Source organism: Agrobacterium sp. RC10-4-1 (genome assembly GCF_014138475.1).
GTDB classification, from domain to species: Bacteria; Pseudomonadota; Alphaproteobacteria; order Rhizobiales; family Rhizobiaceae; genus Agrobacterium; species Agrobacterium pusense.
This window is the reverse complement of sequence record NZ_JACJIT010000002.1, coordinates 756066-771936: the sequence shown is the minus strand read 5'-3', so window position 1 is coordinate 771936 and position 15871 is coordinate 756066. Positions and strand designations below refer to the sequence as shown.

At 59.1% G+C, this 15871-nt stretch carries 16 protein-coding genes and 1 tRNA gene; 6 read left to right on the top strand and 11 right to left on the bottom strand.

Annotated features, from left to right (window positions below; genetic code table 11):
- Positions 1–89: 89 nt before the first annotated feature.
- The 6 genes from FHW77_RS08255 to pcsA all read right to left on the bottom strand — a co-directional run bounded on the left by FHW77_RS08255 (position 90) and on the right by pcsA (position 6733).
- The gene (locus FHW77_RS08255; RefSeq protein WP_034499011.1) at positions 90–827 is read right to left on the bottom strand and encodes a FadR/GntR family transcriptional regulator; all 738 of its coding nucleotides are present in this window, start codon (positions 825–827) and stop codon (positions 90–92) included.
- A gap of 298 nt (positions 828–1125) precedes the next feature.
- Positions 1126–2199, bottom strand: coding sequence for a BMP family ABC transporter substrate-binding protein (locus tag FHW77_RS08250; RefSeq protein ID WP_004442334.1), 1074 nt, complete (start codon positions 2197–2199; stop codon positions 1126–1128).
- A 35-nt stretch (positions 2200–2234) separates the two neighbouring features.
- Positions 2235–3155: an ABC transporter permease gene (locus tag FHW77_RS08245; protein ID WP_004442337.1), complete on the bottom strand. Its 921-nt coding sequence runs from the start codon at positions 3153–3155 to the stop codon at positions 2235–2237.
- The gene (locus FHW77_RS08240) at positions 3155–4246 is read right to left on the bottom strand and encodes an ABC transporter permease (RefSeq protein ID WP_004442339.1); all 1092 of its coding nucleotides are present in this window, start codon (positions 4244–4246) and stop codon (positions 3155–3157) included. The genes FHW77_RS08245 and FHW77_RS08240 overlap by 1 nt, the downstream gene beginning before the upstream one ends.
- Positions 4236–5795, bottom strand: coding sequence for an ABC transporter ATP-binding protein (locus tag FHW77_RS08235; protein WP_034499013.1), 1560 nt, complete (start codon positions 5793–5795; stop codon positions 4236–4238). The genes FHW77_RS08240 and FHW77_RS08235 overlap by 11 nt, the downstream gene beginning before the upstream one ends.
- A 212-nt stretch (positions 5796–6007) precedes the next feature.
- Positions 6008–6733, bottom strand: coding sequence for a phosphatidylcholine synthase (gene pcsA / locus FHW77_RS08230; protein WP_006698811.1), 726 nt, complete (start codon positions 6731–6733; stop codon positions 6008–6010).
- A gap of 209 nt (positions 6734–6942) precedes the next feature.
- Between pcsA and FHW77_RS08225 the strand changes: the two genes are divergently transcribed.
- Complete coding sequence (locus tag FHW77_RS08225; RefSeq protein ID WP_004442345.1) at positions 6943–8151, top strand: UbiH/UbiF family hydroxylase; 1209 nt, start codon at positions 6943–6945, stop codon at positions 8149–8151.
- Here FHW77_RS08225 and FHW77_RS08220 read toward each other — a convergent pair.
- Both FHW77_RS08220 and FHW77_RS08215 read right to left on the bottom strand, forming a co-directional pair.
- On the bottom strand, positions 8135–9073 hold the full coding sequence (locus FHW77_RS08220; RefSeq protein ID WP_004442347.1) for an AEC family transporter: 939 nt from the start codon (positions 9071–9073) through the stop codon (positions 8135–8137). The two genes, FHW77_RS08225 and FHW77_RS08220, sit on opposite strands and share 17 nt — an antisense overlap.
- Positions 9074–9107: 34 nt before the next feature.
- Positions 9108–9854 (bottom strand): cytochrome c biogenesis CcdA family protein, encoded by a 747-nt coding sequence (locus tag FHW77_RS08215; RefSeq protein ID WP_004442349.1) that lies wholly within the window; start codon positions 9852–9854, stop codon positions 9108–9110.
- Positions 9855–10134: 280 nt separating this feature from the next.
- Here FHW77_RS08215 and FHW77_RS08210 point away from each other — a divergent pair.
- Positions 10135–10210: transfer RNA gene (locus FHW77_RS08210), tRNA-Lys, on the top strand.
- A 367-nt stretch (positions 10211–10577) separates the two neighbouring features.
- On the opposite strand, the gene FHW77_RS08205 is transcribed toward FHW77_RS08210, so the two are convergent.
- Both FHW77_RS08205 and FHW77_RS08200 read right to left on the bottom strand, forming a co-directional pair.
- Positions 10578–11840 (bottom strand): D-Ala-D-Ala carboxypeptidase family metallohydrolase, encoded by a 1263-nt coding sequence (locus FHW77_RS08205; RefSeq protein ID WP_004442350.1) that lies wholly within the window; start codon positions 11838–11840, stop codon positions 10578–10580.
- Positions 11841–11997: 157 nt separating this feature from the next.
- Entirely contained in the window at positions 11998–12438 is a 441-nt protein-coding gene (locus FHW77_RS08200; RefSeq protein WP_004442352.1) for a VOC family protein, read from the bottom strand.
- Between the two features lie 192 nt (positions 12439–12630).
- Between FHW77_RS08200 and FHW77_RS08195 the strand changes: the two genes are divergently transcribed.
- A complete protein-coding gene (locus tag FHW77_RS08195; RefSeq protein ID WP_004442353.1) occupies positions 12631–13209 on the top strand; it encodes a cold-shock protein in 579 nt (192 codons plus the stop codon).
- Positions 13209–13691, top strand: coding sequence for a DUF192 domain-containing protein (locus tag FHW77_RS08190; protein WP_004442355.1), 483 nt, complete (start codon positions 13209–13211; stop codon positions 13689–13691). The genes FHW77_RS08195 and FHW77_RS08190 overlap by 1 nt, the downstream gene beginning before the upstream one ends.
- A gap of 60 nt (positions 13692–13751) precedes the next feature.
- Here the strand turns inward: FHW77_RS08190 and FHW77_RS08185 are convergent, their stop codons facing one another.
- A complete protein-coding gene (locus FHW77_RS08185) occupies positions 13752–14000 on the bottom strand; it encodes a BON domain-containing protein (RefSeq protein ID WP_003522642.1) in 249 nt (82 codons plus the stop codon).
- A 223-nt stretch (positions 14001–14223) separates the two neighbouring features.
- Here FHW77_RS08185 and FHW77_RS08180 point away from each other — a divergent pair, with 223 nt between their 5' ends.
- The gene (locus tag FHW77_RS08180) at positions 14224–14493 is read left to right on the top strand and encodes a DUF982 domain-containing protein (protein ID WP_004442357.1); all 270 of its coding nucleotides are present in this window, start codon (positions 14224–14226) and stop codon (positions 14491–14493) included.
- Between the two features lie 211 nt (positions 14494–14704).
- Positions 14705–15847, top strand: a complete 1143-nt coding sequence (locus tag FHW77_RS08175) for a ceramide glucosyltransferase (RefSeq protein WP_182590442.1) — start codon at positions 14705–14707, stop codon at positions 15845–15847.
- The last annotated feature ends 24 nt before the right edge of the window (positions 15848–15871 follow it).

The window sequence follows — 15871 nt, the reverse complement described above, 5'->3', positions numbered from 1 at the left end:
AGAAACCATGCAAATCTGCACCAAATTTCCGCACCGGTTTTCATCAAACGTGATTGGAGCGGGATCACATCCTGCTCCCACCGTCTGATTTATCGCCGGGAGTTGCGGGCAGTGAATTCCAGTACCTGCTGGCGGCCGTTCTCAATCAATCTTTCCATCTCGCGACGCGCGGCGGCCTCGTCATGCAGACGAAAGGCTTCCACGAGCTTCAGGTGCGAAGCTGAAACATCGGAAATTTCATTGGGATCGGTGTCCGGATTGCTCATCCGGAAAATGCCCGCCAGAGCCGCCTTTATCAGCGAACCAACGGTGCGCATGAACGGGTTGCCCGACATTTCGGTGATGAGGACATGGAAATTCATGTCCGCAAGCGCGCGCTTTTCTTTCGAATAAGCAGTATTGCCCATCTCATTGGCATAGGCGGCAAGCTTTGCGATATCCGCATCCTTTGCCCTGATGGCGGCAAGCCCGGCGCCATAGGGTTCAAAGGCTTCGCGGATGTCGTAGAGGTGCAGCAGGAACTCATCGCTGACGCCGGCCTCGAAGTGCCATAGCAGCACTTCGCTGTCGAACATGTTCCAGCTTTCGCGCTCCGTCACCCGCGTACCAATCCGCGCTTTGGGGGAAATCATGCCCTTGGCCGTCAGCGTCTTCATCGCTTCGCGCAATACGGTGCGCGAAACTTTAAGCCGCTCCATCAGCTCCGCATCGCCTGGCAGGATGTCGCCGGTCCTGAAGGTGCCGGACACGATGTCGAGACCGAGCTTGTGAACGACCTGTGCATGATTTGTCCGCAGCTTTCGTAGACCGATCGCCGCATCGAGCATTCCGCGCTGCAAGTGCCATGTCCTTCCGTTCGGTTGGCGATTTTAAAAATCGCGCCAGACGTGTATCTTCAGTCAGAATATAGTGAAAGACATCAAGTTGCCGGAAAAGCAAAGGCAAACTTCATCTACGCAATAAAACCCATGAAAATAAGCAAGGCCGCACATGCGTCGATGTACAGCCCCGATCTTTGCGAACTCAATTTCCCACGTCATCCTCGCCCTTCAGGCGAGGATCCATGGACATGGCGAGTATCATCCGGGTCAAGGCCGAGGATGACACCCTGTCCCACAACGCAGATTATTGCGGCAGCTTGTCGTCCACGCCGGCAACGTAGAAGTTGAGGCCGAGCAGGACCTTATCCTCAGCCTTTTCACCAGCCTTCAGCCATTCCGAGCCGTCCTGCTTCTTCACCGGGCCGGTGAAGGGGTGCAGTTCGCCGGACTTGATCTTGGCTTCGGTGTCCTCGGCCATCTTCTTCACGTCGTCAGGCATGTTGGTGTAGGGCGCCATGGTCAGGATACCGTCCTTCAGGCCGTCCCAGACCGATTCCGACTTCCAGGTGCCATCGAGAAGAGCCTGCGTGCGCTTGATGTAATAAGCGCCCCAGGTATCCTTGATCGCGGTCAGCTGCGTTTCAGGACCGGCCTTGATCATGTCGGAGGCCTGGCCGAATGCCTTGATGCCGCGCTCGGCTGCAACCTGCATCGGTGCCGTCGTGTCGGTGTGCTGCGTCAGGATATCGACGCCCTGGTCGATCAGCGCCTTCGCGGCATCGGCTTCCTTGCCGGGGTCGAACCAGGTGTTGGCCCAGACGACCTTGACCTTGAATTCGGGATTAACGGACTGCGCGCCGAGAACGAAGGCGTCGATGCCCATCACCACTTCCGGGATCGGGAAGGACGCGATGTAACCGGCAACGCCCTTTTTCGACATTTTCGCGGCGATCTGGCCCTGAATGTAACGGCCTTCATAGAAACGCGAATTGTAGGTCGCGACGTTTTCGGCCGTCTTGAAGCCGGTTGCGTGCTCGAACTTCACCTTAGGGAATTTCTGGGCAACCTTCACGGTCGCATCCATGAAGCCGAAGGAGGTGGTGAACACCAGTTCGCAGCCGGAGCGGGCCATGCGCTCGATGGCGCGTTCAGCATCCGGGCCTTCCGGAACGCTTTCGAGGAACGGCGTTTCGATCTTGTCGCCGAAGTGCTTCTGCAGCTCTTCGCGGCCGATATCATGCGCCTGCGTCCAGCCGCCATCGGTGCGGCTACCGACATAGATGAAGCAGACCTTCTTGGCGTCGGCGGCTTCAGCGGAGGAAACAACGCCTCCCAGCGCCGCGATGGAAGCGGCAAGTGCGATGACCAGTTTTTTCATTTTTACCCCTGTTGGTTTGGAGACGTGAGAATGCTTTACCTGTCCGGCACGAAGGACTTGCCCAGCGATGCCGGTGTATTGATCAACGTCGTGCGGCGATTATGCGAGATGATGACCAGCACGACAATAGTTGCAAGGTAAGGTAGCGCCGACAAAAGCTGCGACGGCACCCCGATGCCGAAGGCCTGCGCGTGCAATTGCCCGATGGTGACGGCGCCGAACAGATAACCGCCGGCGAGCACCCGCCATGGACGCCAGGACGCGAAGACAACGAGCGCCAGCGCGATCCAGCCACGCCCGGCCGACATGTTTTCCACCCATTGCGGCGTATAAACCAGCGAAAGCTGCGCGCCAGCGAGACCGGCACAGGCACCGCCGAACATGACAGTCAGATAGCGTGTGCGGATGACGTTGATCCCGAGCGCATGGGCCGAGGCATGACTATCGCCGATGGCGCGTATCTTCAGGCCCGCCCGGCTTTTGAACAGGAACCAGCCTATGCCGGCCACCAGCCCTATGGAAAGGTAGAAGATCAGATCCTGCCGGAAGAGCAGCGGGCCGATGAAGGGTATGTCCGACAGAACGGGAAAGACGATCGGCTGCAGCTTGACGCCTGGCAGGCCAACGAAGCTTTCGCCCAGCATACCGGATACGCCCAGGCCCAGAATGGTGAGCGCAAGACCCGTCGCCACCTGATTGGTAACCAGCGTCAATGTCAGAAAACCGAACAGCAGCGAAAAAACCGCACCCGAAGCAATGCCGGCCAGAATGCCGAGATAGGGCGAGCCCGTCATATGGGCGGTCGCGAAAGCGCAGACCGCACCCATGATCATCATGCCTTCGACGCCGAGATTGAGCACACCGGATCGCTCCACCACCAGCTCACCGGAGGCGGCTATGACGAGCGGCGTCGCGGCGGTGATGACGGTGAGGAGAATGGCCTGAAGCATGTCCATCATGCCGCTCCCTGCTTGTGATGCGCCTTGCCGGCAAAAACGACCTTGATGCGATAGAAGATGAGCGTATCGCAGGAGAGCACGAAGAACAGCATCAGCCCCTGGAACACGCGCGTGACCTTGTCCGATACACCGATCGAAAGCTGCGCCGCCTCGCCGCCGAGATAGGTCAGCGCCAGCACCAGCCCTGACAGGATAATGCCAAGCGGGTTAAGACGGCCGAGAAACGCGACGATGATGGCTGTAAAACCATAGCCCGGCGAAATGCTGGGCTGGAGGTGGCCGATGGAGCCGGAGGCTTCCGAAATGCCCGCAAGACCGGCCAGCGCGCCCGATAGCAGCAGCGAAAACCACACCATGCGGCTCGACGAGAAACCGGCAAATCGCCCTGCCCGGGCCGACTGGCCAAGCACGGTGACTTCGAAGCCCTTCAGCATGTAGCGCATCATGAACCACAGCGCGATCGCCGCGACGATGGCGAAAACGAAGCCCCAGTGCGCCCGGCCCGATGCCAGCATCTCCGGCAACACGGCGCTATCGTTGAAAGGCTTGGTCTGCGGGAAATTATAACCGCCCGGATCACGCCAGATTCCGCGCGTCAGCCAGTCGAGGAAAAGCTGTGCAACGTAGACCAGCATCAGGCTGACGAGGATTTCGTTGGTATTGAACTTCGTCTTCAGGAGAGCGGGAATACCCGCATAAAGCGCCCCACCGAGAGCTCCCATCACCAGCATGAGCGGCAGAAGCAGCGGCGAATGCCAGTCCGGATAAAGAACCGGCAGTATGGAGCCTGTAATCGCGCCGATGGTGAATTGCCCTTCCGCTCCGATGTTCCAGTTATTGGAGCGATAACAGATCGACAGGCCGACACCGATCAGGATCAGCGGCGCGGCCTTGATCGCCAGCTCGTGCAGGGACCAGACTTCGAGCAATGGTTCCACGAAGAAGGCATAAAGCGCATGGGCCGGGTTCTTCCCGAGCATGGCGAACATGACAGCACCGACCAGCAGGGTCAGCACCAGCGCCAGAAGCGGGGACAGAAATGTAAAAAGCCGGGAAACCCCTGCGCGTTTTTCAAGCTCAATGCGCATGCTGGGCGGCTCCCGAATGTGTCGTGTGAATGCCGCCCATCAACAGGCCGATCTTTTCGAGCGTCATTTCCTCCACCGGATGGGCCTCGGAAAGCTTGCCGTCGGAGATGACCGCGATATTGGTGGCGACTTCAAAGATTTCATCCAGGTCCTGACTGATGACGATGACCGCCGAGCCCGACTTGGCAAGATCGACAAGTGCCTGACGGATGCGGCTTGCAGCACCCGCATCCACGCCCCACGTCGGCTGGTGGACGACAAGCACGGCCGGCTGGCGGTCGAGCTCGCGTCCCACGATGAACTTCTGCAGATTGCCGCCTGAGAGCGACCCTGCCAGCGGATCGGCCCCGCTTTTGCGCACATCCATGGTTTCAGATATGCGCCGCGCCGCTGCCCTGATGGCCGACCCCCTGACAATACGCAGGAAACCGCCGGTCAGGAACGCCTTGCGATCGGAGCGGGCCCGCGCGAGCAACAGATTGTCGGAGAGGCTCATTCCGGGAACGGCGGCGTGGCCATGGCGCTCTTCCGGTACGAAACCCGCCCCCATCAGCCGGCGACCGTTGATGCCGATCCGGCCGACCGGCTTGCCGCGGAGATGGATCGCATCGTTATTATAAACCGGGTATTCCCCCGAAAGCGCGTCGAACAACTCACCCTGCCCGTTTCCCGCGACCCCGGCGATCGCCAGCACCTCCCCGGCGCGCACGGTCATCGAAATCGATTTCAATGCCACGGCGAACGGCGTGCGCGGCGCGACCGAAAGCCCCATGACTTCGATCTGCGGCGCACCCAGCGCTTCGCCCGTCGCGCGCGACACACTGGCGACATCGCTGCCCACCATCATGCGCGCCAGCGATGCCGGTGTCTCCCGGCGCGGATCGCAGGCACCGGTCACCTTGCCATGGCGCAGAACCGTAGCGCGGTCGCAGATGCGTTGAACCTCTTCGAGACGATGGCTGATATAAAGCACGGAACGGCCTTCGGCCTTCAGCTTCTCCAGGGTCTCGAAAAGCTTGTCGGCCTCCTGCGGCGTCAGAACCGAGGTCGGCTCGTCAAGAATGATAAGCCGCGGGTTCTGCAGCAGAGCACGGACAATTTCGATGCGCTGGCGCTCGCCGACCGAAAGATCGGCCACATGCGCATTGGGGTCGAGCGGCAGGCCATAGGCCCGCGACAGCGTTTCCGCTTCCCTGGCGATTTCCTTCAATGAAATTTTCGGATCGAGCGACAGGGCAATGTTTTCAGCAACCGTCAGTGCCTCGAACAGCGAAAAATGCTGGAACACCATGCCGATGCCGAGCCTGCGGGCTTCGCTTGGCGAGCCCACGGAAACCGGCTGACCCTGCCAGATGATATCGCCCTCGGTGGGCGAAAGCACGCCGAACAGCATCTTGACGAGCGTGGATTTACCCGCGCCGTTTTCACCCAGGAGCGCGTGGATTTCACCCGGCGCAATATCGAGATCGATACCGTTGCAGGCGGCGAAATTGCCGAACAGCTTGGTCAGCTTGCGAACGGACAGGAGAGGCACGGCCTCCGGCGCCAAAGTTCCAGTCACGAGTTCCCTCTCTCACCAACCGTCCATGCCTTCTTCGAGGCGTTTCAGACGGTCGCGGTCATTGTTCCCAATCCCGCACCAAAAAGTATGCAATGATACGTGATCAGAACTTATTGATAACGGTTTTGCTGCTGCGCACAACTGAAAAAGAAGCTGCTTAAATGCAATTTGCACAAGCAATAAACGGCTTTACCTCTTCATCATTTCGCGCCGAGCGTTGGGAAAAACTGTAAAATTCCTCCGATGCAATACAGGTAGATGCCGCTCGCCACGAACCCCACCACCGCCCATGTCGGCGTCTGGAAATGCATCAGCAGCGCATAACCACCAAGAGCGCACCAGATGGCCACGACAAGGAGATTGAGAGACCGCAGCCGCTTCACCCGCACGGGATGCAGGAAATTGATCGGCAGAAATGTCAGGAACACCGAAACAGTCACGACTGTCATGGCGGTGGTGGCGCTGGCATCCATCACGAAGAGCGTGAAGATCACCATGTTCCACACCACGGGGAAGCCCGAGAAGAAATATTCGTCGGTCTTCATCCCCATATCGGCATAGTAGATAGCACTGGACACCACGATCATGCCCGCCGCCACAAAGGACCATGGCTCTCCAATCATGCCGCTCTGATAGAGCGCGAAGGCAGGCAGAAGCACATAGGTCACGTAATCGATGATGTTGTCGAGCGTATCGCCCGACCAGTTTGGCAGCACTTCCTTGACCCGGACCTTCCGGGCGATAGGGCCGTCTATCCCATCCACCAGCAGCGCAAGACCAAGCCACCAGAACATATCGACAAAACGGTGCTCGGAAGCAGCGACGACGCCAAGGAAGGCAAGAAAGGAACCGGACGCCGTTAGAATATGAACGGAAAAGGCGCGGATTTCCGCATAGGGAACACGCTTGTAGTTGAAAATTTTCATGGTCAGCGTCTGCGCCCCGCTTTTCATCCGCCCTGCTTATTCCGGTATGCGGCCATTCACCACGCTTTGCAACCGGCTCAGTCCGCTTATCCTAAGACTAATGTGGCAGCAGACCCAATGAATCTTCACAACCGGATGTTCCCGTCCGGAAGTGGATTTGCCGATGCAAAGCCTTTATGATGCTCTGGAAATAACAACGGATCAGGACCATGAGACACTTCGATATCGCCATAACAGGTGCAGGACTTGCGGGTCAGATCGCGGCCATCGCACTGGCACGGGCGGGTCGCCACGTGGCGCTCGTAGCACCTTCCACCGACAGGAAGGACCGGCGCACCACGGCGCTCATGGACCAGTCTATCCGCTTCCTGGACCGTCTCGGCCTGTGGTCACGCATCGCGCCTTCGGCCGCCCGCCTTTCCACCATGCAGATCATAGACGGAACCGACCGTCTGTTGCGAGCACCGACAGTGCAGTTCCGTTCCTCCGAAATCGGCCTGGATGCATTTGGCTGGAACATCCCCAACGAGGCCTTGCTCGGTGTTCTCAGCGAAGCGGTGGAGCAGGAACACAATATTACCCGCCTCGACACCTTCGCCGAGACGATCGATCTCGGCGACGACCGCGCGACGGTGACGCTTGCGGATGGCGAAACGCTCTCTGCCGATTTCCTCATCGGGGCAGATGGCAGGAAGTCGATGGTCCGGGATGCAGCCGGCATCGGCGTGAAATCCTGGTCCTATCCGCAGACCGCCGTCGTTTTGAACTTCGGCCACAGCCGACAGCATGGAAATGTTTCGACGGAATTCCACACGCCCACCGGCCCTTTCACGCAGGTTCCCCTTCCCGGCAACCGCTCCAGCCTCGTCTGGGTCGTCACCCCGCAACAGGCGGAAGAACTGACTGCCCTGCCACTGGAAGCGCTGAGCCTTCGGGTCGAGGAACGCATGCAGTCCATGCTGGGCGCCGTTACCGTCGAGGATAGCGTCCAGGCATGGCCGCTCTCTTCCATGACCGCCCATCGCTTCGGCAAGGGCCGCGTCGCCCTGATCGGCGAGGCGGCACATGGTTTTCCGCCCATCGGCGCACAGGGACTGAACCTCAGCCTGCGCGACATCATCTCACTGACGGAATTGCTGAGCGCCGTTTCCGACCGCCCCATTGCGGCCGATGCCGGCAGCAGCTTCGACCGCAGGCGGCGGGCGGATGTCTATAGCCGCACACTGAGCGTCGATCTCCTGAACCGCTCGCTGCTTTCGGATTTCCTGCCCATCCAGATGGCGCGCGCAGCCGGCCTGCACGTGCTTTCCGGCATCGGTACGCTCCGAAGCATTGTCATGCGCGAAGGCATCGAACCCGGCCGGGGCCTGAAGGCCCTGCCCTCACTGCTGTTCGGCAGCTTCAAAAAGGCTGGATGAAATAAACCACGCCCGTCAGCGTGAGAACCGACAGCACCGTCGAAATCAGGATCGTCGCCGACGCCCGCTCCTGCCACACATGATATTGCTGGCCGATGACGAAGACATTCGTCGCGGTCGGCAAAGCAGCCAGCAGCACGGCGGAATAGATCCACACCGGCTCGAATCGCCCGAGCGACGACAGCACGAGATAAACGGCGAGCGGATGCAGGATGAGTTTTGCCGGCACGATGTAGCTGATCTCCACCGGCACCCGCTTCATCGGCCGAAGGGCCAGCGTCACGCCCATTGCAAACAGCGCACAGGGTGCGGCTGATTGCGCCAGATAATCCACCAGCCGCTGCACCGCCTCCGGCGGTTGCCATGACAGCGAAGCGGCCAGGAAACCGGCGATGACGGATACGATGAAGGGATGGGTGATGACCTTGCGAGCCACATCCAGCGCAAGCTTCGCCGGGGAACGCTTGTCGCCGCCTGCAACGGCCATCATCGCCGGCGCGACAATGAAATGCGCGGCGTTTTCGAGGCAGACGATGAGCGCCACAGGCACCGCCGCCTTTTCGCCGAGCGCCAGAAGCGCAATGCCCGGGCCCATATAGCCGATATTGCCGTAACTTGCCGCGAAACTTTGGATCGTCGTTTCCGCGAGGCTGTTTTTCCGGACAAAACGACCGATCAGGAACACAACCAAGAAAATGCCATAGGTACAGACGAGGCTGGCGGCAACGAAATCCATCCGCGCCAGTTCTTCCACCGGCGTTTTCGACACCAGCTTGAAAAACAGCGCCGGCAGCGCCGCGTAGATGATGAAGGTGTTCAGCCAGCCCATCGCCTCGACCGGCTGTTTCGTGATGCGCGCAGCGCCGTAGCCGATCAAGATGAGGCCGAAAAACGGCAACAGCAATCCCACGATGTCAGTCACTATGTCTCCCCCGCAAGCAACTCCAGCGGGAGGCTTAGCCGATTTGCATCAGGATCGGAAAGGTCTCCTGGAACCAGATCGCCACATTGGTGATAAAACCGGATATGAAAGCGAGGCCGGTGAGCACCAGCAACACGCCGAGCAGCTTTTCCACGAGGCCGAGATGGCGACGGAAGCGGACGAGGAAACGCATGAAGGAGCCGGAAAACGCCGCCGCGATCCAGAACGGTACCGCAAGGCCAAGAGAATAAACCGCAAGCAACATTGCGCCGTCGCCGACCGTGTCGCGTGAAGCAGCAACGCCGAGAATCGCGCCAAGAACCGGGCCGATGCAGGGCGTCCAGCCAAAGGCGAAGGCGAGTCCCATGATATAGGCTCCGGACAGCGTCGCCGGCTTGCCCGCGCCCTGAAACCGGGCCTCGCGCGAAAACAGGCCGATACGGAACACGCCCAGGAAATTCAGGCCCATCAGGATGATGATGAAACCGCCGATCTTGGCGAGAATGTCGAGATTCTGGCGCAGAAGCGTGCCTATCGTCGAGGCGCCCGCGCCCAGCGCCACGAAGACGGTGGCAAAACCGAGTGTGAAAAAGACGGCCGAAAACAGAACGGCCCTGCGAATCTCCGGCCGTGGTGCCGCGTCTTCCGTCCTGAACTGCTCGACCGACACACCCGCCATATAACAGAGATAAGGCGGCACCAGCGGCAGAACGCAGGGCGACAGAAACGAAAGAGCGCCAGCCAAAAGCGCGCTGAACAGGGAAATATCGGCAATCGACAACAGAAACTCCGCATCCCGCAAAGCCGCCGCGATTCTTGAGAGCCGCCACCGCTTCGCGCTTCATTTTCACGCATGTCATTGCCGCAAAACGATTTCAGCCGCCAGGCAGACACACTTGACGCCGGTTTTATCCCCGACCGCCCCCTCTCTCCAATCACCTTTTCGGGGGTGCGACAAAAAAAACCGGATTGATCGCCGAAAGCGCTTTTTTTGGGTTGACCGAACGGATCGCTCTACATATGTTCCGCGCACTTCCGAAGGGCAGCCAAGCCCGCCACGGGAGAGCGTAGCTCAGCCGGTAGAGCAACTGACTTTTAATCAGTAGGTCCAGGGTTCGAATCCCTGCGCTCTCACCACATCACAATATTTTTCGTATTTATTTCCATGGACTTACCCAACCGGCAGGCAATGATCCCCTCGGGTGTTCAAAGCGTTTCCAACATCAATACAGGAAATAAAAGCGTCGCCAACACGGACGCCTAGCGGTACGCGTAGATGTAACGTGCTATATTGTCATAGAAGCTGGAAGATAAGCTGGCAGCCGCCTCAGTCGGGTAAATGTAGACGGGCAAATTGGACACAGGCTGCATTTCGCAAGGCACCATAAGCGGGAAACAATGAACCGCCGCGTCCTACAACAATGGGAACGTTGCGTCCACGGTCACGCTCCACTGTCCATCGTCAGGAGTGCCGTGGCTGTAAGCCGGCAAGGAATGGTCGCAATCACTTCCGCGCGGCGGTACGGCGGCAGCGCCAGTTCCAGTCTCTCGGTTCACCGGTGTCCATATGGACAGATTCGGTATGGCAATAGGTGCCGACACCCCCGCGGTTGGGCAGGGAACGCAGATAGGTTGCAAGCTCCCACTTGGAGACACCCTTGATCTGTATGTCGGCCGCATCGCAGGTATAGTGTTTTGAACCCTGCCTTATTCCCTTTGGCGGACGGTAGCCCGAGGTGACAATGGCCGGGCTGTTATAATGTCGCTCCACATCCTTGATCATGCTGATGAGCTCCGGCTTGAAACAACCGACTTCAACGCGATCTGTCTGCAGGAAAAGCCCGTTCGGCGCGACGCGGGTCAGGCCGGAGAGCGAGGCAAGCTTCATCAGCCCGGTGGGTTCATCGTCCTCTTCATCGAGATGAGCGTCGTCGAATTCGTCGGACATCATCGAGCGACCGGAGAGCGCAATACCCATCGTCTTGTCCGCCGCTCCCGGAAGTGCGGCCACCTGCGTGCCACCTGCCGAACCGCTTTCGATCATTTTCGGCAGGCGCTTCTTGGCTGCACCGGCGAAAAATGCTGCAAGCGTGACGCCCTTGCCTTCGCCTTCCTGCTTCTCGTCGCCCATGGCGGCACTGGTCGCGGGCTGCACCGAAGCAAGCTGTTCCGATGCGGTTTGTGGCACCGGCACGGCAGCGGGCTGGCGGTTCTCGCTGTGCTGCTCCGGTACCTGCGCGGCTGACGGCACAGCAACAGGCGCGGATACCGGCTGCGGTTGCGCCGCCTGCACAGGGGCGGAGTAAACGCTGCTGAGCGCAGGTGTGATTTTCTGGGAAGACACGCCCGCCCCGGCCGCGCCGGGCGCCGTGGCGGCCGGGGAAGGCACTGCGGATGCGGTAGAATAGATGCTTGATGTTCCAGCGGAAATTCCCGTTGGCTGCGTCGTCAGTCCGGCGATATCGGCGGCAGCGCCGTAACCCTGTGCCGGGCCGCCCGCTGCCTGATGCTGCGCCGGAGCCGTGGTCGCGCCAGCCGCTGACGCCACGGCGGGATCCACATAATGCCCCTGCTGCGCACCGGCCGCGGGTGCAGCAGTTGCGGCCATCTGCTGCTTCTGCTGTCCGGCAACTTCCGGCTTTTTGGCAGTGGCGGCCATCTCCTCGTCAGTCACCGCCGAAACGCATCCGGAAAGCCCCAGCAACGAAACCGCGATGACGAGACGCCGACAAGAAACGCGTCCCTTTGCGCCCTCGACAGTTTTCATGGGTGGCCTCCGTATCTTTTATTTCCAACAGCAGCACGGGAACGGAATCGTGTGCTTCCCCCAAAACGGGACTGGCCGTTTCGATTCGCGGACTATGCCTCATCCCCTCAGGACAAGGCAAGAGCGCCCGAAAACGCTGCTGCTCACCGGAAAATCCCTACCAGGAACCGGTATTCTGCATAGATATCCACGGTTCGGCTGGTGCGAGGCTTTCGCCTTTCTGCAAAATTTCGAAAGAAATACCATCCGGTGAACGTACGAAGGCCATATGCCCGTCTCGCGGTGGCCGGTTGATGATGATGCCGTTCTGCTGCAGATGCGCGCAGAAGTCGTAGATATTATCGACCTCATAAGCGAGGTGACCGAAATTGCGGCCGCCGGTATAATCTTCGCTATCCCAGTTATAGGTGAGTTCGAGGCACGGCGCCTTGTTTTCCTTCGCCGCAGCAACGTCGTCGCGAGCTGCAAGAAACACGAGAGTGAAGCGGCCTTTTTCGTTCTCGATTCGGCGTATTTCGGTAAGGCCGAGCAGGTCGACATAGAATTTAAGTGATTCGCCAAGGTCTTTGACGCGAACCATCGTGTGCAGATACCGCATTTTATTCCTCTCCATTACACGGGTCCGAAGCCGTTAAACGCATGATCGCAAGCCCCGGACAAGGACGGCGACATAAAAGCAGCTGCGTAAATCAAAAACTAGGGCTTGCGTGAAACCGTTACCAAGATGTTAATCTGGCGCACAGGAATCAGTTGACCGGTGTATGGCGCGTAATCGAGGGGTTGGCAGGATATGGCTGATAGGATGTCATCGAAAACGATAGTCGATGTCGAGGACCTTTCGGGCGATGCCGTGGACCTGACCGAGATCACCGGCGTCGTGAAGTGGTTCGATGTCGCCAAGGGTTTCGGCTTCATCGTGCCCGACAACGGCACACAGGATGTGCTGCTGCATGTTTCCTGCCTGCGTCGCGACGGTTACCAGACGATCCTTGAAGGCACGCGCATTGTCGCCCTTATCCAGCGGCGCGACCGTGGCTTTCAGGCATTTCGCATTCTCTCCATGGATCAGTCCACCGCCGTCCACCCCTCGCAGCTGCCGCCGGTGCGCACCCATGTGCAGGTGACGCCGTCCAGCGGACTGGAGCGCGCCATCGTCAAGTGGTTCAACCGCACCAAGGGTTTCGGTTTCCTGACGCGTGGCGAAGGAACGGAAGACATTTTCGTGCATATGGAGACACTGCGCCGTTTCGGCCTGACCGAACTTCGCCCCGGGCAGGTTGTGCTGGTGCGTTATGGCGATGGCGACAAAGGCCTGATGGCCGCGGAAATCCATCCGGACAACCCGGTTTCGATCGGGATGTCGCATTGATGTCCGCCCTGCCCGATATGGTGAAGAGCGCCGTTATGGCGCTTCTTTTTTTCACGCTGGCCAGCGCCGCCCAGGCGCAGCAACAGCAGACATTCACCTCCGAACCGCTGCAGATTGAAACGGCCGGGGGAAAAAGCCACGATTTCACTGTGGAACTGGCGCTGAACAATGCCCAGCGCGAACAGGGCCTGATGTTCCGCAAGAGCATGCCACCGGAAAACGGCATGTTGTTCAATTTCGGTGAACCGCGTGATGTCGCCATGTGGATGCGGAACACGCTTATTCCGCTCGACATGCTTTTCATTGGCCGTGACGGCCGCATCACCCACATCCACGAGAACGCGGTTCCACATTCGGAAGCCATCATCAGCTCCCGCGGGCCAGTGAAATTCGTGCTAGAACTGAATGGCGGCGCTGCGAAACGTTACGGCATCAAGCCTGGCGATATTGTGCGCAGCGCGCAAATTGGCAACCGGAAGTGACGTTGCCGCGTTATTGCGTCTGAATGAGCCGGACGATGTTTCGCCCGGCTGGCGCAATGTTCAGTAGACCGGCTCTATATGACTCAGAATCCTGCAGTTGGAAATGGAAGCGGCAAGGTTGATGGCGATGTCGATCGCCTCGACCGAATCAGCCGTGCCTTCCAGATAGATCACGTCATTTTCGACAGTGGCGGAAATGCGCGACTTTTCGAGACCTGATTCGAAGGCCAGTGCCGAGGTAATGGCCTGGCATACGCCTGCCATGCGGTCACCAAAGAAGCTTTCCTGAATACCTGACAGATTGAACATATGTGTTCTCCTTCTTATGGACATTACAACGCCTTGGTGGCGGTTTTGTTCATCTCCGGTTCATCTATTTGTTCATCTTCCATTCATCTTGAAAAATTGGAACCCCCCAATCGATCACATTTTAGGTGATCGGGAACCATTTCGTGAGGCGGGCATTTCGCGCATGGGAGTGAAAAGGGAGTGAAATCCGCCATGAAGGCGCGTGAAACAGGAGGAAAATGACATGCTGATCAACAGAACGGAGCCGTGTCACCACGCCTCGTGGATGAAGCCGGTGGCGATCCACCTGCCCTTGTCCGCAGCAGTGGAAATCTACAGCCCGCTGGTAGCGCTGGACATGCTGATGTACCGCTGGCCGGAAGAACACGGCCCGGAATATGAAGAAGCACGCAGAAACTGCCTCGATGCCATCGCAGGACGATGCGACATCGAAAAAGCGCGGGAGTCGTTTCTCATCGCAAGCAGTCACGCTCATATTCTCAACATGCACTGACGTTCATTATCCGCGTTGATGACTGGCCCTTCTCCGCGAAGGGCTTTTCTTTTGGCGTTCACTGTTTCAGGCACGAGGTCGCGCGTGGAAAACTCCCGCCTGCCGCCGGTGACATGTAACTGTCACGCAAACGTTATAATCGGCAGAGACAAATTCCGTGGAATCACCGGGCGGACAAACCGCCGGAAGCTCGGGAGTGGACCTGGCCAGCATGGAAACCGTCTTTGCCCTTTGCGCAATTCTGCTCGTCGCTTTCAACCTTCTCGGTATCTGCCTTGCCGGGTGGCGGCTAAAGCGGCGCGACCCGGAAAATTCCCTTGCGCGGCAAAAACCGCCTGTCTCGATCGTTGTGCCACTGCGCGGTGTGGAAAGTTTCACCCCTCTTACGCTGTCACGCGCCTTCGAGCTCGATTGGCCGGATTACGAACTGCTTTTCTGTGTTGCAGATGAATTCGACCCCGTCATTGCGCAAGTACGCAAAGCCCAGAGCGCCTTTCCTTCCGTTTCAGCGCAATTGCTCATCGGCGACGACCGGATCAGTGCCAATCCAAAACTGAACAATTGCGTCAAGGGCTGGCTGGCCGCCCGGCATGAATGGGTCATCCTCGCCGATTCGAACGTATTGATGCCGAAATCCTACGTGACGCGCATGATGTCGGCCTGGCGGAAAGACAGCGGCCTCGTGTGCTCCCCGCCGCTGGGCTCGCGGCCGACGGGTTTCTGGGCGCATGTGGAATGCGCCTTCCTCAACGGCGCGCAGGGCCGCTGGCAATATGCGGCAGAAGCCATCGGAATGGGTTTCGCGCAGGGCAAATCCATGTTGTGGAACAAACCGTTCCTCGAAGACCATGGGGGTATCCGCGCCCTCGCCGCCGAAATCGCCGAAGACGCCGCCTCGACGAAGCTGGTGCGAAACGCTGGCCGCAGGGTGCATCTTGTCTCCGCCCCTTTCGAGCAACCGCTCGGCCAGCGTCACGCCGGCGAGATCTGGTCACGCCAGGCCCGCTGGGCGCGGCTCAGGCGCGTGACCTTCCCGCAATATTTCGCGCCGGAAATCCTGACGGGCGCACTTCCCCCGCTTCTGTTCGCACTCACCGCGGCGGCCATGATGGATGTGAACCTCTTAGCGACCGCCCTCGCCGTCCTCGTCCTCATATACGGCCCCGAATTGGCCCTGACCGCCCTCAACGGGTGGCCAATATCGCTCCATACCCTGCCGGCCATGATCGCACGGGACATCATCATGCCCGTCATCTGGACGAGAAGCTGGATTGGCAGCGCAGTGGCATGGCGCGGCAATGTCATAACAATCGGTACGGCGGAAAGCACTTTGGCCGGCCCGCCAGCGGAATAATGACGATTTATGCGAGGAGGTTAC

Excerpts from the sequence above, each read along its gene's own strand:
- FHW77_RS08195 (WP_004442353.1), top strand. The coding sequence starts at position 12,631 with ATGGCTGATAGGATGTCATCGAAAACGATAGTCGATGTCGAGGACCTT.
- FHW77_RS08245 (WP_004442337.1), bottom strand. The coding sequence starts at position 3,155 with ATGGACATGCTTCAGGCCATTCTCCTCACCGTCATCACCGCCGCGACG.
- pcsA (WP_006698811.1), bottom strand. The coding sequence starts at position 6,733 with ATGAAAATTTTCAACTACAAGCGTGTTCCCTATGCGGAAATCCGCGCC.
- FHW77_RS08185 (WP_003522642.1), bottom strand. The coding sequence starts at position 14,000 with ATGTTCAATCTGTCAGGTATTCAGGAAAGCTTCTTTGGTGACCGCATG.
- FHW77_RS08205 (WP_004442350.1), bottom strand. The coding sequence starts at position 11,840 with ATGAAAACTGTCGAGGGCGCAAAGGGACGCGTTTCTTGTCGGCGTCTC.
- FHW77_RS08180 (WP_004442357.1), top strand. The coding sequence starts at position 14,224 with ATGCTGATCAACAGAACGGAGCCGTGTCACCACGCCTCGTGGATGAAG.
- FHW77_RS08225 (WP_004442345.1), top strand. The coding sequence starts at position 6,943 with ATGAGACACTTCGATATCGCCATAACAGGTGCAGGACTTGCGGGTCAG.
- FHW77_RS08190 (WP_004442355.1), top strand. The coding sequence starts at position 13,209 with ATGTCCGCCCTGCCCGATATGGTGAAGAGCGCCGTTATGGCGCTTCTT.
- FHW77_RS08175 (WP_182590442.1), top strand. The coding sequence starts at position 14,705 with ATGGAAACCGTCTTTGCCCTTTGCGCAATTCTGCTCGTCGCTTTCAAC.
- FHW77_RS08255 (WP_034499011.1), bottom strand. The coding sequence starts at position 827 with ATGCTCGATGCGGCGATCGGTCTACGAAAGCTGCGGACAAATCATGCA.
- FHW77_RS08240 (WP_004442339.1), bottom strand. The coding sequence starts at position 4,246 with ATGCGCATTGAGCTTGAAAAACGCGCAGGGGTTTCCCGGCTTTTTACA.
- FHW77_RS08250 (WP_004442334.1), bottom strand. The coding sequence starts at position 2,199 with ATGAAAAAACTGGTCATCGCACTTGCCGCTTCCATCGCGGCGCTGGGA.
- FHW77_RS08200 (WP_004442352.1), bottom strand. The coding sequence starts at position 12,438 with ATGCGGTATCTGCACACGATGGTTCGCGTCAAAGACCTTGGCGAATCA.